21 protein-coding genes and 1 pseudogene are annotated in these 14883 nt (G+C 44.5%); 21 read left to right on the forward strand and 1 reads right to left on the reverse strand.

Annotated features, from left to right (window positions below):
• Nucleotides 1-127 precede the first annotated feature (127 nt).
• The 20 genes from QAS77_RS04865 (at nucleotide 128) to QAS77_RS04960 (ending at nucleotide 13546) form a co-directional block, all read left to right on the forward strand.
• A complete protein-coding gene (locus tag QAS77_RS04865) occupies nucleotides 128-793 on the forward strand; it encodes a CAP domain-containing protein (RefSeq protein ID WP_305064325.1) in 666 nt (221 codons plus the stop codon).
• A 304-nt stretch (nucleotides 794-1097) separates the two neighbouring features.
• Entirely contained in the window at nucleotides 1098-1691 is a 594-nt protein-coding gene (locus QAS77_RS04870; protein ID WP_011498364.1) for a 50S ribosomal protein L15e, read from the forward strand.
• Between the two features lie 14 nt (nucleotides 1692-1705).
• Nucleotides 1706-2143, forward strand: a complete 438-nt coding sequence (locus tag QAS77_RS04875; RefSeq protein WP_442920358.1) for an RNA-binding protein — start codon at nucleotides 1706-1708, stop codon at nucleotides 2141-2143.
• A complete protein-coding gene (gene rnp3 / locus QAS77_RS04880) occupies nucleotides 2136-2861 on the forward strand; it encodes a ribonuclease P protein component 3 (protein ID WP_250867554.1) in 726 nt (241 codons plus the stop codon). The genes QAS77_RS04875 and rnp3 overlap by 8 nt, the downstream gene beginning before the upstream one ends.
• Nucleotides 2858-3226, forward strand: a complete 369-nt coding sequence (locus QAS77_RS04885) for an Rpp14/Pop5 family protein (protein ID WP_305064327.1) — start codon at nucleotides 2858-2860, stop codon at nucleotides 3224-3226. Before rnp3 ends, QAS77_RS04885 begins: the two co-directional genes overlap by 4 nt.
• Nucleotides 3227-3339: 113 nt before the next feature.
• Nucleotides 3340-4131 carry an archaeal proteasome endopeptidase complex subunit alpha gene (gene psmA, locus QAS77_RS04890; protein ID WP_250867556.1) on the forward strand — a complete coding sequence of 264 codons (792 nt, stop codon included), beginning with the start codon at nucleotides 3340-3342 and terminating at the stop codon, nucleotides 4129-4131.
• Nucleotides 4132-4174: 43 nt separating this feature from the next.
• Nucleotides 4175-4867, forward strand: a complete 693-nt coding sequence (locus tag QAS77_RS04895) for a ribosome assembly factor SBDS (RefSeq protein ID WP_250867557.1) — start codon at nucleotides 4175-4177, stop codon at nucleotides 4865-4867.
• An 11-nt stretch (nucleotides 4868-4878) separates the two neighbouring features.
• On the forward strand, nucleotides 4879-5670 hold the full coding sequence (gene rrp4 / locus QAS77_RS04900) for an exosome complex RNA-binding protein Rrp4 (RefSeq protein WP_250867558.1): 792 nt from the start codon (nucleotides 4879-4881) through the stop codon (nucleotides 5668-5670).
• 50 nt (nucleotides 5671-5720) lie between these two features.
• Complete coding sequence (rrp41, locus tag QAS77_RS04905) at nucleotides 5721-6779, forward strand: exosome complex exonuclease Rrp41 (RefSeq protein WP_305064328.1); 1059 nt, start codon at nucleotides 5721-5723, stop codon at nucleotides 6777-6779.
• On the forward strand, nucleotides 6763-7551 hold the full coding sequence (gene rrp42, locus QAS77_RS04910) for an exosome complex protein Rrp42 (protein ID WP_250867560.1): 789 nt from the start codon (nucleotides 6763-6765) through the stop codon (nucleotides 7549-7551). The genes rrp41 and rrp42 overlap by 17 nt, the downstream gene beginning before the upstream one ends.
• A 93-nt stretch (nucleotides 7552-7644) precedes the next feature.
• A complete protein-coding gene (locus tag QAS77_RS04915) occupies nucleotides 7645-7932 on the forward strand; it encodes a 50S ribosomal protein L37ae (RefSeq protein WP_250867561.1) in 288 nt (95 codons plus the stop codon).
• A 5-nt stretch (nucleotides 7933-7937) separates the two neighbouring features.
• Nucleotides 7938-8078, forward strand: a complete 141-nt coding sequence (locus QAS77_RS04920) for a DNA-directed RNA polymerase subunit P (protein WP_011498374.1) — start codon at nucleotides 7938-7940, stop codon at nucleotides 8076-8078.
• Between the two features lie 6 nt (nucleotides 8079-8084).
• A complete protein-coding gene (locus tag QAS77_RS04925; protein ID WP_276575057.1) occupies nucleotides 8085-8552 on the forward strand; it encodes an rRNA maturation protein in 468 nt (155 codons plus the stop codon).
• A complete protein-coding gene (locus QAS77_RS04930; protein ID WP_250867562.1) occupies nucleotides 8549-8803 on the forward strand; it encodes a KEOPS complex subunit Pcc1 in 255 nt (84 codons plus the stop codon). Before QAS77_RS04925 ends, QAS77_RS04930 begins: the two co-directional genes overlap by 4 nt.
• Nucleotides 8804-8887: 84 nt before the next feature.
• Nucleotides 8888-9241 (forward strand): prefoldin subunit beta, encoded by a 354-nt coding sequence (locus QAS77_RS04935; RefSeq protein WP_305064329.1) that lies wholly within the window; start codon nucleotides 8888-8890, stop codon nucleotides 9239-9241.
• Between the two features lie 61 nt (nucleotides 9242-9302).
• Nucleotides 9303-10268 (forward strand): DHH family phosphoesterase, encoded by a 966-nt coding sequence (locus tag QAS77_RS04940; RefSeq protein WP_250867564.1) that lies wholly within the window; start codon nucleotides 9303-9305, stop codon nucleotides 10266-10268.
• Between the two features lie 50 nt (nucleotides 10269-10318).
• Nucleotides 10319-11623: a phenylacetate--CoA ligase family protein gene (locus QAS77_RS04945; RefSeq protein ID WP_305064330.1), complete on the forward strand. Its 1305-nt coding sequence runs from the start codon at nucleotides 10319-10321 to the stop codon at nucleotides 11621-11623.
• 42 nt (nucleotides 11624-11665) lie between these two features.
• Nucleotides 11666-12103: an ACT domain-containing protein gene (locus QAS77_RS04950; RefSeq protein ID WP_305064331.1), complete on the forward strand. Its 438-nt coding sequence runs from the start codon at nucleotides 11666-11668 to the stop codon at nucleotides 12101-12103.
• A 98-nt stretch (nucleotides 12104-12201) separates the two neighbouring features.
• Nucleotides 12202-12552: a DUF2103 domain-containing protein gene (locus QAS77_RS04955; RefSeq protein WP_305064332.1), complete on the forward strand. Its 351-nt coding sequence runs from the start codon at nucleotides 12202-12204 to the stop codon at nucleotides 12550-12552.
• A 16-nt stretch (nucleotides 12553-12568) separates the two neighbouring features.
• Nucleotides 12569-13546, forward strand: a complete 978-nt coding sequence (locus QAS77_RS04960) for a methanogenesis marker 12 protein (RefSeq protein WP_305064333.1) — start codon at nucleotides 12569-12571, stop codon at nucleotides 13544-13546.
• Between the two features lie 60 nt (nucleotides 13547-13606).
• Here QAS77_RS04960 and QAS77_RS04965 read toward each other — a convergent pair whose 3' ends face one another.
• Nucleotides 13607-14398 (reverse strand): carbon-nitrogen family hydrolase, encoded by a 792-nt coding sequence (locus QAS77_RS04965; protein ID WP_305064334.1) that lies wholly within the window; start codon nucleotides 14396-14398, stop codon nucleotides 13607-13609.
• Nucleotides 14399-14567: 169 nt separating this feature from the next.
• Between QAS77_RS04965 and QAS77_RS04970 the strand changes: the two are divergent.
• Nucleotides 14568-14883, forward strand: a pseudogene (locus QAS77_RS04970) (methanogenesis marker 9 domain-containing protein); the annotation flags it as partial.

The raw sequence follows: 14883 nt of genomic DNA on the forward strand, positions 1-14883 counted from the left end.
TTGTGTGCATTAGATGTATATAGTTGTTCAATGCAAAGGACGAACGACTTTGTATAAACTCAATTTGATAAATATGAGGGTATTATTAACGAATAGTCTAATTCTAATATTGGGCGGTAAGTGAAAAATGAACAAATTAAATATCCTATTGGTTTCCTTGCTAATGGTTTGTTTGCTTGTCCCTGCAGCAAGTGCTGATAATCCATATTCTGGGGAAGAACAGCAGATGCTTGACCTTATAAATCAGGAGCGCGAAGAAAATGGGCTTGATCCCTTTAGGTTCAATTCTCTTCTTAACGATGTGGCAAGTGAGCACAGTCAAGAGATGATAGACAAGGATTATTTCAGCCACAATTCGTACGATGGTACCTCTTTCTCTACAAGGATCAGGAGCTCTGGCTATGAATCTTATAGCTATGCTGAGAACATCGCTTTCAGGGTACCTCCAAGTGTTACAATAGCTCATGAAGGTCTTATGAATTCTGCTGGGCATAGGGCAAATATATTGAACCCCAGTTATAATGAGATCGGTATTGGTATATGGGTTGGTGAATTCGTATACGATGACAGAACATACAGCAATGCTGCAACGTACACGCAGAACTTCGGATGGGGTGAACCAGCTACAGACCATGTAATTCCATACAATCCGTACGATGAAAACGAGGACCATTTGATTGATATTGGTGATGTGAGTGCGGCAATCGATGACTACCGTAAACAGGGCCCAATATCTATTGCAGAACTCAGTGAACTGATAGATATGTATCGTATAGGTGAGCCCTATTATTAAGAATTAGTTGAGGGAGTTATCTCTCAACTTACATTTTTTTAATTTCATATGATTTCACTTTCGAGATACTCTCATCATATTCGACCATAAGGTTTGTCAACTTTTCTTCAGCCCCACGTTTTTCTTTTCTTGCTTTTGTTCTAATTGGTGTATGCCATCATCCTTTCAATCCTGTTGGATACAAAGACTTAAATGTCATAGTGTACGTACTAATCGATGTTTCATTGTCGGGATAATGTCCCGTAGGAGTGTGGCTGAAAACTTCAGCTGAACCGTGAAACTAACATGAAACAAGGTGAATAAATTGTCAAAATCATTTTATGGATATATAAGAGATGCATGGAAGAACCCTGACGAGACTTACGTCCGTGACCTTAGATGGGAAAGGCTTCAGGTATGGAGAAAGGAAGGCTCTGTTACAAGAGTAGAACGCCCAACACGTATCGACCGTGCACGATCACTTGGTTACAAGGCCAAGCAGGGTATCGTTGTTGCTCGTGTAAAAGTACGAAGGGGTAGCATGAGAAAGTCCCGTTACATTCGTGGAAGGCGTACTCAGCACACCGGTAAGAACAAGATCACTGTCGGTAAGAGCATTCAGAGGATCTCTGAAGAGCGTGCTGCAAGAAAGTACCCTAACATGGAAGTCCTTAACTCTTACTGGGTGGGCGAAGATGGTAAGCAGAAATGGTACGAGGTAATTCTCGTTGACCCAAGCCACCCTGTCATCAAATCTGACAAGAACCTCAACTGGATCTGTGGCAAGGCTCACAGCGGTAGGGTATTCCGTGGTAAGACCAGTGCAGGCCGCAAGGGCAGAGGCATGCAGACGCGCGGTACCGGTACTGAGAAGACCAGGCCAAGCGTAAGATCAAACCTTAACAGAAGCAAAAAGTGATCCACTATATCTCTGTGCGTGTAAGCGCACATGCTACTGAGGATGAGTCCAGAGTAAGATCTGCTCTGGATCTCTTTTTATTGAATTCATTTGACAAGGGCAAGTGTACTGATACGGATAAGTACGTTGAGTCCATGGTCTTCGAAGGGTATCATGGTAATCCTATTACCCTGTTCAGTGCAACTATCAAGCGCAAGCCCGACACAAAGGCCTTTGCCGCATTCGTCAGACCGAACATGACGCCTGAAGATGTAGAACTTCTTCGTGAGGAGATGCCTGACCGTCTTGATGATGACCAGATGTTCCATCTGAGATTCGACAAGCAGGCAGCTTTCAATGGCCAGATCAAGTTATCCTCTTCATCGGATGCGATAATTGTGAAGGTGAAGATCGAAACGTATCCAAAGGATCGGCTTAATGCCGGCAGGATCGTGGAGGAATTATTTGGCTGAACGTTCATTCTATGATCTTAGTATTCACTCTGTGCCGGATGGAAAAAATACGGTACAAGAACTGGTCTCAATGGCAAAGCATCTTGGTTTTGCCGGGATCGGTCTGAGCAATCATTCCACGGCAGAGGGACTGCTAAAATCTGATGGCATTGAAGGTTTTGATATTTTTCGTACGGTCGAGATTGTGGCTTCCAATCCATCTAAACTTCATGGTCTTGTTGGAAAATATCGCAATAACGTGGATGTTCTGGCTGTGCATGGTGGCGATGAGGGAATTAATCGTGCAGCATTGGAGAATTCGAACGTTGATGTCCTTTTACACCCGTCCACTCCAAAGGGCAGTGGCTTAAATCATGTGCTTGCAAAATCTGCGAGTGAAAATAATGTTGCTATTGCATTTGATATTGATTCGTTGATCATGTCCCGTGGCGGCAGACGTGTGCACAGTCTATCTCATTTCAGGGATTATCTGGCACTTTCAAGGAAATATGATGTTCCAATGTTGCTTACAAGCAATGCTTCGTCTATCTTTGGCCTGCGTGCACCTCGGGAGATCATTGCACTTGCAGTTCTTTTTGGAATGGAAAAGGATGAGGCCATTATGGCATTATCGGAAACTCCTTTGGGGATAGTTCAAAATAAACGACATGATAAGAACTATGTTTGTGAAGGGGTGGAGATACTTGAGCCTTCTCTTTCTGTTCAGGAGGATGAATGAAGCTGAAAGTCCTTCCTCCGACCTTGCGTCAGGATCGCAGATATTTTGCATTTGAACTTATAGGTGGCAATAGGGTCGATCGAAGTGATCTCCTTCGTGAGATATTCTCATGTGCCAGTTCGCTAGTGGGCGATAAGGGTTCAAGTGAATGCGATATGAAGTTACTTGACTTTGAGGATTCAAAAGGTATTGTACGTTGTCTTCGGGACCGTATGGATATGACCCGTGCTGTTCTTGCTTCGGTTACATCGGTGGATGGCAAGCCGGTGATAATTCATGTTCTTGGTATATCCGGGACTGTTCATGGAGCAACAACAAAGTATTTAGAAGGGTGTACTGTATATAGTCCTGAAGAAAAGACATAAACAGCCATATATATTATAATTTGGAATTACTTCAAGTGAACTAGGTGAATGTACAGAAACTCTATTCATACGTTTTTTAGAATCACAAAATAATTAGTAGGAGATAAGAGAGCATGCAAATGGCACCACAAATGGGTTATGATAGAGCAATTACTGTTTTTAGTCCCGATGGAAGGCTTTTTCAGGTAGAGTATGCGAGGGAAGCCGTTAAAAGAGGCACTACCGCTGCTGGAATTAAAGCAAAGGACGGTGTTGTCCTTATTGTTGACAAGAGGATCACAAGCAGGTTGATCGAAGCGGAATCCATCGAAAAGATATTCCAGATAGATGAGCATATCGGAGTTGCAACATCAGGTCTTGTTGCTGATGCACGTGCTCTCGTGGACAGGGCTAGAGTGGAAGCTCAGATCAACATGGCCACCTATGATGAGCCTATCGGTGTTGAGGTTCTGTCAAAGAAGATATGTGACCACAAACAGACATACACGCAATATGGTGGTGTCCGTCCTTATGGTACTGCACTTTTGATAGCAGGTGTCGATGACCTCAAACCCAGGCTGTTCGAAAGTGACCCTAGCGGTGCACTTCTTGAGTATAAGGCAACAGCTATCGGAGCAGGCAGAAATGTTTTCATGGAAACTTTCGAGGAAATGCATCGTGATGACATGACCATGGAAGAAGCAGTAATGCTTGGAATGGAAGCACTTTACAGGGCATCTGATGTAAAGATCGATCCTGCAACACTTGAAGTGGGCATGGTCACTCTTGAGGACCGCCAGTTCAGGAAATGTCCCGTTGAAGAGGTCGAGTCATACGTTGAAGCCATTCTTGCTAAACATAAGGAAGACGATGCTGACGAAACCACTGAAGAAGCAGCAGATGAGGAAAAGCAGCAGGACGAATAATGTGTTTTTGAGCATTATTGGGTAATATAGGAGGGTTTAGAGTATGGTATCTCTTGATGAATCATTGGTTGCAAGGCTAAAGAAAGGCAGCAAACATTATGAAGTGCTTGTGGATCCTGACGGGGCTCTGGAGTTCAAGAAAGGAGGCAATGTTAAAATTGAGGACGTTCTTGCAGTAGAGGCCGTTTTCGAGGATTCTGGCAGGGGAGACCATGCATCTGAATCCGATCTTACCAATGCATTCCAGACAGATGACGTTTTTGAGATCGCAGCGTATATTATCAAACACGGCGAACTTCAGCTTACCAAGGAACAGAGGAAACATATTCTTGAGGAGAAGACCAGACAGGTCATTTCCACTATTGCACAAAATGCGATAAATCCTCAGACAAGGGCACCTCACCCTCCTGGAAGGATCGAAAAAGCAATGGAAGAGGCAAAGATCCATATCGATCCTCTGAAGAGTGTGGATGAGCAGGTCAATATTGTCATGAAGGCAATAAGACCGATTATTCCTATTCGTTTTGAAGAAGTTGAGATCGCTGTCAAGATCCCTTCAGACTATGCAGCAAAATCCTATGGGGATATCGCAAAGTTCGGGACCATGCTCAGGGATAGCTGGCAGAACGATGGTTCCTGGGTTGCGGTTGTCAAGATCCCTGCAGGCATGCAGAATGACTTTTATGGTCTTGTGAACCATCTGACAAAAGGTGATGCGGAAACAAAACTTTTGTAAGAGGTTAATTAATGGATCGTAATATAGTAATTCCCGGGCAATTGCTTTCTGAGAAGAAAGAAATGGCCGGGCCAGGCACTTATGTTAAAGACGGAAATATATATTCTTTACTTTATGGAGTTGCGAATTTCAAGGGAAGGGTTTCAGTAGTACCCTTTTCTGGAAAATATATTCCTTCGCGTAAGGATTTCATTATTGTGAAAGTCATTGATGTTACTCCTTCCAACTGGATAATGGAAACAGGTTCTCCTTATGATGGTCTACTTCATGTATCCGAATTTCCGAAACGTGTTGATTCTTCTGAAATGAGGAAGTTCATGGATATTGGGGATTCTGTCGTTGTTCGTGTGAAAGATGTCAGCAAGGCTATGAAAGTAGAGCTTTCAATGCGTGAACAGGGCTCAAAGGTCCTAAGACAAGGTCGTATCATTGAAGTTATGCCTGCAAAGGTACCACGTGTCATCGGGCACGGGGGTTCAATGGTGTCTATTCTTAAGAAAGAGTCGAATTGTGATGTTTTCGTAGGAAAGAACGGCCGTATCTGGATCAATGGTAGGGATAACGATATGGATCGTCTGACAACAGCGATCGAAATGATAGAAAGTGAATCTCATATATCCGGTTTAACGGATAAGGTCGGCATTTTTTTGAGGGGTGGGCCGGAAGGGACTGAGAGTTCCGATGAAGAACAGCTAGTAGATGAGGAAGTTGCTGGTGTGTCCCTTGAAGATGATGACGTTACCGAAGAGACCAGTCGTAAGGTCGATGTCTTGCTGGAAAATGATCCTGAAGGGACTGATTAAGACCTTTTGTGTTTACAGATGGGAGAATGAGATGAAATTGGAGATTAAATATGAGTGATAAACCGGAAAAATTTATTGACGAGAATGGACTTCGTCTTGACGGTAGGCGTGTTGATGAGATCCGCCCAATGACCGTGGAAATGGGCGTACTCTCAAGAGCAGATGGCTCTTGTTATCTTGAATGGGGTAACAACAAGGTCCTTGCAGCTGTTTATGGCCCGAGGGAACTTCACCCACGCAGGCTTCAGCGTCCAAGTGAAGCACTTGTAAGGTATAGGTATAATATGGCTGCTTTCTCTGTGGAGGATCGTATCCGTCCTGGTCCAAGCAGGAGGAGTACTGAGATCTCAAAGGTAAGCGGAGAAGCATTCGAACCTGTTGTTATGAAACAGTTCTATCCCGGTGCTGTTATTGATGTGTTTGCAGAGATCCTTCAGGCAGATGCAGGTACAAGGACAGCAGCTATAAATGCTGCTACACTTGCACTTGTGGATGCAGGTATTCCTATGAAGGGACTGGTTGCATCATGTGCTGTCGGAAAGGTGGATGGTCAGCTTGTGCTCGACCTTAACAAACCCGAAGACAATTATGGTGATGCTGACCTGCCTATTGCAATGACCGAGGATGGCGAGATCACTTTACTTCAGATGGATGGTAACCTTACTGCTGATGAGATCGCTAAGGGTATCGAAATGGCCAGGAAGGGCTGTGAGCAGATCTTTGCTATCCAGAAAGAGGCCCTTTTATCAAAGTTCGGTACTACTGACGAAGAGGAGCTCCTCAAGGAAGCTGAACTTCAGGCTGAGGTCGCAACCTCTGAAGATGAAACTGAGGACGTTGAAGTAGTTTCTGAGGTAGTTTCTGAAGTCGCACTTGAGGATGAGGACGACGAGCTTAAAGATGAAGTGGATGAGGACCTCGAACTTCAGGATGAGGGAGAGGCTTTCACGGATGATGAGGTCGAGGATACTTCTGATGAAGCTGAGGACCTGTTCGGGGAAGATGTCTCTGAGTTCGAGATAAATGAAGGTACTGAGTCCGAGGGTGACAGCTCTTCAGAACCAGAGGGCGCGGAGTCCGATGAGGATGAGGGTGAGAAAAATGAGTGAAGCTATATCAAGACTTAAAAAAGATTATTTGTTCAATCTGGCTCTCAAAGGCCAGCGTGAAGATGGTCGTGGGTTCGATGAAGTGCGTGATCTGATAGTTGAGACCAATGTCATTGATAAGGCAGAAGGCTCTGCAAAGGTCTTGCTGGGTGATACGCAGGTACTTGTCGGTGTCAAACTGCAGGTAGGCTCTCCGTTCGCGGATTCTGCAGACAAGGGCGTCATTATCACAAGTATGGAGCTTAATCCTATAGCTTCACCAAACTTCGAAGCTGGTCCACCACGAGAGAAAGCTATTGAAATGGCACGTGTGGTAGACCGCGGTATCCGTGAATCAGGCGCAATTGATTTAAACAAGTTGTGTATTACGGAAGGGGTAGAGGTCTGGATAGTTTTCATAGATGTTCATGTGCTTAACGACAGTGGTAATTTACTGGATGCTGCTTCAATCGGTGCTATTGCGGCGCTTATGACAGCAACTGTTCCAGGGGAACGCGAAGGTCGTGGAGATGACGTAAAACTGCCTATCTGCGAAATGCCGGTCTCTCTCTCCTTTGTTGACATTGGAGGGGAACTTGTCATTGATGCGACCAATAATGAGGAATCAGTTAGTGATCTAAGACTCACTATAGTGACCAATCAGGATGGTTCGATCTGTGCTATGCAGAAAAGCGGTCCAGGTACGCTCTCAGAAGAGAACTTCCTGAGGTCCGTTGAAAAATCACGTGAGATAGGAGCGCAAATCAGAGGGGAATACCTCCTCAACATCTGAATCGTCTCTGATTCAATGAAGGCTCGTAACGATTATACTCGATCATTATAAGCTCGATCATAAATAGGAATCTGCTTCAAGGAGATATTTATAATGGCAAAGAAATATACTAAGAAAGGACGTGTATCTAGGTCTGCAGGAAGATTTGGTACACGCTATGGTAGAAGAGACCGAAAGTTGGTTGCTGATCTCGAAGAGAAGATGCATGCAGCGCACAAATGTGTAAGCTGTGCACGCCTGACTGTAAAGAGAGTTGGGACTGGCATCTGGAAATGTAAAAAATGTGGATATACTTTTGCAGGCGGTACTTACATCCCAGCTACTACAGTCGGTAAGACTGTGTTGAGGACTGTTAAGAAAGCCACTGAACAGGTTGAGTAATCAATATGGACTATAAGTGTACACGATGCAAGCGGCCAGTCGAGATCGACTATGGATATACTGGTATTCGCTGTCCGTACTGCGGGCACCGTATACTTGTAAAAGAAAGGCCGCAATCATCGATCAAAAAGGTTAAGGTCGAGTAAGAAGTCATGCTAATCACTTCTTCTCGCAAACCTTCAGCCAATACTCGCACTATGTGCAAGTATTTGGCATCTTTTTTTAATTGCGAATATGTGGCCCGTGGAAAAATGGGTCTGATGGACATCGTTACTTTATGTGAAGATGATATGTTGATGGTCATAGGTGATTATCACGGAAGTCCTGGGAGCATTATGTTCTACGATGGCGAGGGCGCTGAACTGTTATCTATCCACCTGAGCGTATTTTACCCAGACGGTTACAAATATGTTCCTCTTAAGGCGCTGGAGCCTTCAATAAATGGTGATGGCGAGCTATTCGAGTTGCTTTCCCATTATTTCGATATTCCTGAAGGGGAATGTTATTACGATTCAAAATGCCTTATTGCCAGCGATGATTATCTTGAATTCATTTATCGTGATAATATGCTTTTCAGGCTAAATATCAAAAATTATCGCAAAATGGGGATATCTGAATGAAAATGGCTTCTGAATCTGTTTTTGTAACAGAGAATGCAGAGGCTATATATCGTTGCATCTTACCTGAGCTTGGGACCATGGTCTCTGAACGTTCTATCGTGGATGTAAAGGTCAGGGATGCCTCCCTTGTGATGAATATCACTGCTGATGACATCATATCAATGCGTTCCACACTCAACACCTGGCTTCGTCTGATACAAATAGCACATGATGTATGTGCTGTCGGTAAGAATGCCATAAATGGTGTATGAGAGACCCTGCTTTTTATTTTGCTGGACCTTGGATAGAAACATTAAAATCATTTCAGGTTTATTGACTGGTCAGGTGAAACCAATATGAGTTCAGAAATACCCCCACAAGTACAGAATCAGCTTGCACAGTTGCAGCAGGTTCAGCAGCAGGCGCAGGCTCTTGCTATGCAGAAGAACCAGATGGAATCTATGAAGAAAGAGTCTGAAATGGCACTGGAAGAGCTTGAAAAGCTTTCCGATGATGCTGTTGTCTACAGGGCTGTAGGTGACCTTCAGATCCAGTCAAACAAGGATGATACCATCACAAAGCTGAAAGAAAGACTTGAGACACTTTCACTTAGGCTTCAATCCACCACACGCCAGGAAGAGCGCATCTCAAAGCGTTTTACCCAGCTTCAGGAACAACTTAAGCAGGCAATGGGTACTCAGGGACAGTGATCCTTGTAAACCCTCCTTTATCCTTTTCAGACAGTCCTGTCTGAATGGATGAGAGGTAGCAATGCAGGTTGACGAAGCTGGATTCTACAACCGTCTCCTAGATTATCACAATATCCTATACCTCTGCCATCGAAATGCCGATCCGGACGCCATAAGTAGTGCATTTGCATTATCTGAGGCTATCGGAGGCAAAGTGGGGCTTGTGGATGGCTGTAACAGAGTTGCAGCATTACTTGTTGATAAACTGGAGATAGATGTAATAGATAATCCTGATCCTAAAGATTATGATCTGGTAGTGGTCGTAGACACATCTACCAGCGCACAGCTCAATGATATTAAACTTACCAACTATTGTGTAATAGATCATCATGCAACTACTGCACTGACAGAGAACGCGTCTTTTTATCTTCACCGTAATGCCACATCAGTAGCGGAGATCGTCTATGATGTTCTGAAATGCATGGGTGCACCTATAATGCATCGCATGGCTCTCGGACTCATGGCCGGGGTCGTGACAGATACAGGTCATTTCAAGCATGCCACGAGCAGGACGTTCAAGACATTTTCTGAGATAATCGATTCAAGCGGTGTCGAATATGCAGAAGTGCTCGACCTTATGGCATCAACACCTCAGGATGTCTCCATGAGGATCGCAATGCTTAAAACCGCATCACGGGCAGACGTTGAACGTGTCGGTGATTGGCTGGTCGTTACTTCGAACGTAAGTTCCTTTGGTGGTTCTGCTTCTTCCATGCTTATCAATATCGGTGGAGATGTTGCTTTTGTAGGCACTGCAAGATCCGATAACATAAGAGTAAGCGGTCGCGCCAAACGCGATGCTGTCAATGCAGGTGTTAATCTTGGCAAGATCATGGAAGAGATCAGTAGCCACTACGATGGAACCGGTGGCGGTCATGCAGGTGCAGCAGGGATAGACGTTGTAGCTGATATGGACACTATTCTCTTCGAGTGCGTTGAGTTGGTGAAAGAAATTTTGAGAACTAAGAAAAACCCGTTGAGTCTATAAGTGGTTGTAACAAACCACCATCAGTATTGATCGACAATAGCGTGATAAATATGATAGAATATTGGAATCCACAGATCGAGAGAATGCCTGTTGAAGAGTTGAAGGAGATACAGGGGGAGAAGTTATGCAACCTCGTAAAATATGTCTATGAGCATTCTCCATTTTACAGAAAACGATTTGATGATGCAGGAATAAGGCCAGAGGACATCAAGAGTCTCGATGATGTCACGAAGCTTCCTTTCACGTACAAAAAGGACCTGAGGGATACGTATCCCACAGGTATGTTCTGTGTTCCCAATAACAAACTTGTACGCTTTCATGTATCATCCGGTACTACCGGTAAACCCACAGTTGTCGGTTATACTGATAATGACATAAAGGCATGGACCACATCTCTTGCCCGTGCCATGACATCAATTGGTGTCGGACGCGACGATGTTATGCAGATAGGTTATGGCTATGGTCTTTTCACAGGCGGTCTGGGTATGCACTATGGTGCAGAAGAGACCGGTTGTACGGTATTGCCTGCAAGTTCCGGTAATACTGACAGGCAGATCGAACTGATGCAGGATCTCGGAACAACCGTTATCGGTTGCACTCCTTCATATTTCCTTTTCATGATCGAGGCTGCAAAGAGTGCAGGCGTAAGCTTCCAGGACGATACTGATCTGCGTGTAGGTGTTTTCGGTGCTGAACCCTGGTCCGAGGAAATGCGTAAGAGGATAGAGGAGTCAGCAGGTATCAAAGCCTATGATATCTTCGGTACATCCGAACTTAGCGGTCCTCTCTTCACGGAATGTCGGGAACAGAAAGGTATTCACATCTGGGCAGACCAGTTCCTTGTTGAGGTCATAGATCCTGACACCGGTGAGCCTGTACCAAACGGCGAGCGCGGTGAACTTGTGATAACCACACTTGTAAAGGAAGCATTGCCACTCATACGATACCGCATAGGTGACATCACTGTACTGAACTGGGATGAATGTGAATGTGGGAGGACACATCCACGTATCATGCGTGTTCTTGGTCGTGCAGATGATATGCTCATTGTCCGTGGTATCAATGTGTTCCCCGGACAGGTCGAGTCTGTGCTCATGAAGATACCCGAAGTTGGCGAACACTTCATGATCATCGTGGACAGGATAAATGAGCTTGATATCATGAAGGTGCAGATCGAGATGACCGATGTGGCATTCAGTGACAAGGTCAATGATATCATCAACCTGGAGAAAAAGGTGGCATCAGCCCTTAAGGGCGTGTTGAACATTGCTGTCAAGGTGGAACTTGTGGAACATGGTTCATTGCCACGTTCTATGGGCAAGGCAAAGAAAGTGATCGACAACAGAAAGTTATAAGCTTTAGAAGACATCATTTAAATTAGGATATGGGGCGATCTCATGGAAGATAAAATGATCAAACAGATTTCATTATTTGCAGAGAACAAGCCAGGGAGGCTTGCAAGCGTTTCTGACAAGTTCAAAGGTGCCGGTATTAACATCCGGGCGTTCACCATTGCTGAAGCAGGCGATTTCGGTATAATCCGAATGGTCGTTGATGATCCTGATCTGGCTCACAAGGTGCTGCATGATTCCGGATTTACCGTCTCGGAGACCAATGTCCTTGGTGTGGAGATGGAAGACGTGCCCGGTCAGCTTGGTATGATTGCAGAGGTCCTTGGTGAGAGGGATATCAACATCGATTACGCTTATGCTTTCGTTACCAGGACAGAGAAAGCTTTCCTCATTGTTCGCGTCAACGATATCAGGGGGGCTGTCAAGGTCCTTGATGATGCGAAGATAAAGCTTCTTGACATGAGTGATGTTCAGAATCTCTGATACTTGAAAATGCACCTTTTGGTGCATATCCTATCTTTTTTTAAATTTTACTTTCTGTAGACCACTAACGTTTTATATGATTCTTCCAAATTTTGTTCATGGATGATACTACCGTCAAAAGTAAGGAAGCATCGTTGAAAGAGAAACTTCATGGTGCACACACCACTGTCATTGGTGAGCGTCAGGGCAAAAAGATCCTTGCTATCATCAGTCAGCACGAAAAGGTCAAGGGTATCATTCCCTCCGTGATCACTGTTAAGGGTAAGAGCTCACCTGGGGGCAATCTGACCGCAAAGGTACTTCCACATCCTGATGAGAGGGGTAATCTCCGTCTTCTTCTGTCCCATGGGACATCAGCTCAGGAAATTAGGATCGTTACAACAGTTGCTACCCGTGAAGAGGGGCTACATCTGCTGGAAGAGCTTAATGCTATGCTTTTCGACATCTGATGGCAAGGTGTGATCGATGTTTATCGGAGTTGACCACGGAACTAACGCAATGCGTTTTGCCGGGATCGGTAAGGGAAATGTACGAACATTTGAAATGCCGCGTACAGAGGTATCGGGCATGTCCGAGGCTCAGATAATCGATTCGATCATTTCTCATCTTGATATCGGAATATCTGATATAGAACTTGCAGCCGTGACCTATTCCATGGGTGATGGTATCGTAAGCATCGAGGATATGGACAATGTCGATTCCAGGGGCGTTCTGAGCATAGAGGGTGTTGGCAAAAAGACAGGAGCCGGAACGCTTGTTTTCGATGCGATAAAGAATTCTCCTATGCCTGCTGTCCTCATTCCCGGGATCCATGCAAAAAGCAATACTGATCCCCGATTGAACGTCTTTTCCCATTCCACAAGTCCTGAGAAGATAGGCATAGCCTACAATGCCAAATGCAAGGGCATAGATGACCTTGTGGTCTCAGACATAAGCTCCAACACTGTTACAGTGGGTGTTTGTGCTGGTAAGCTCATAGGTGCTATAGATGCTTGTATCTTTGCACCGGGAACCCGGCATGGTCCGCTCGATCTTGAGGCTATAAGGGATGTCGATGCGGGTAAATGCAGTGCCAACGAGGCCTTCATAAATGCAGGTGTGTTGAAACACACTCCTTATTCGGGTAATGATGAACTTCTCGAAGCTGCAGTCAATGGTGAAAGTGCTGCCATCCTGGCACTGGATCGGATCGCTTTATTCGCATCAATGGAAATTGCAGCAATACAGGTCCTGATGAAAGATCACGGTTCACATGGCAAGGTCTTCCTTGCAGGTTCAGTTGGTGAAGTTGACTACGTTGCTGAAAGAATAGGTTCTCATCTTGACCTGAAGCCCGAATTGCTCGGTAAATGGAGTGCTGCCATAGGCTGTGCTGAGATAGCACGTGATATTGCAGGCGGCGCAAGGACCATTCTTGGGCTTGATGTCAATTTTAATATCTGAGCTCGTTAATGATCTGAATATCTCAATTGCCTTTGTTTTTTCCCTTTCTTTATTCTTTCCTCAATATAGGTCTGGTCTGCGATCATCGAAAACCGGTATTGCTTTTCTTGTTTTTCTCATAAGGGATGTATCAATTTCCCCGATGATCACACATTCCTCATCCTTTGCACCTGCCATTACGTTTCCAAGGGGGTCAATTATCATGGTGCCTCCAAAGAATGTGGAATTAGGGTCTGAACCGGAGCGATTGCAGGCAATGTGGAATATCTGATTTTCAATGGCACGTGCAGTGGCAAGTGTTCTCCACTGATGTTCTCTTGGTTTCGGGAACTCTGCAATGGTTATGAGCATGTCAGCTCCTGAAAGACAAAGCTTCCTTGCTATTTCAGGAAATCTTATCTCATAGCATATTTGCAACCCAATTATCAGATCCCGTTCTTTAAGGTGTATCGGTTCGATGAGATCTCCTGATGCGAAATATCCTTTTTCCTTTCCGAAAGGATGTGTCTTTGTGTAGGTCCCGACAAGTTCTCCGTCTTCCAGGCAAAAGCCCAGATTTGTATATGTTTCTCTATTCTCGGAGCCATGTTTTTCGATTATGGAACCTATCATGATGCATTTGTTCTTTTTAGAGAATGCTGCTATTTCTTCAATCGTGGGGTATGGTCTTGATTCTGCTGCCTTCTCAAGGTCTTCATAGCAAAAGCCCGTGGAGAACACTTCTGGAAGGATGATAATATCAGCACCTTTTGAAACGGCTTCTTCTGAGAAACGAAGGGCCTTTTCGATGTTCTTTTGTTTATTGCAATGACAAATATCCATCTGTATGGCTGCAATTTTGATTGGTTCCACTTTATAGCCTCTTTTTCTGATCTTTGATGTTATTATCTGCTAGTAATGTTGGTACTATTATCGGTCCTTTGTCGTCTGTATCTATCTATTTACCTAACGTTACATTAATATGTAACTACTTTCTTCTACAGCGCAAGATATGCTAAATCATTTGAATGAGGCTATTATTGTGAGCGATGAACTTTTTGATCTGCAAGTTGGTTATGTTACTTTCAGAAACCCCATTGCGCTTGCGCCAATGGCTGGTATCACTGACAGTGCATTTGCCAGCAAAAATGCAAAGAATGCCGGTCTTGCAGTGATCGGTGGCTATAATCTGGACACAGAAACGAATGCAGCTGCGGTAAAGCTTGTTGAAAGAGGTCGGCAGGAGTTCTTATCGGATGCTCCTCTTGAGTTTTTTGAAACTGAGGTCAATGCTGTTGATACCGTTGGAGCCGTAGGTTTTAATGTAAGAGCTGTAAGCCTTGACCCTCTTCTTAAAG

The sequence above is a fragment of the Methanococcoides sp. genome (assembly GCF_030594565.1).
Taxonomy (GTDB): domain Archaea; phylum Halobacteriota; class Methanosarcinia; order Methanosarcinales; family Methanosarcinaceae; genus Methanococcoides; species Methanococcoides seepicolus.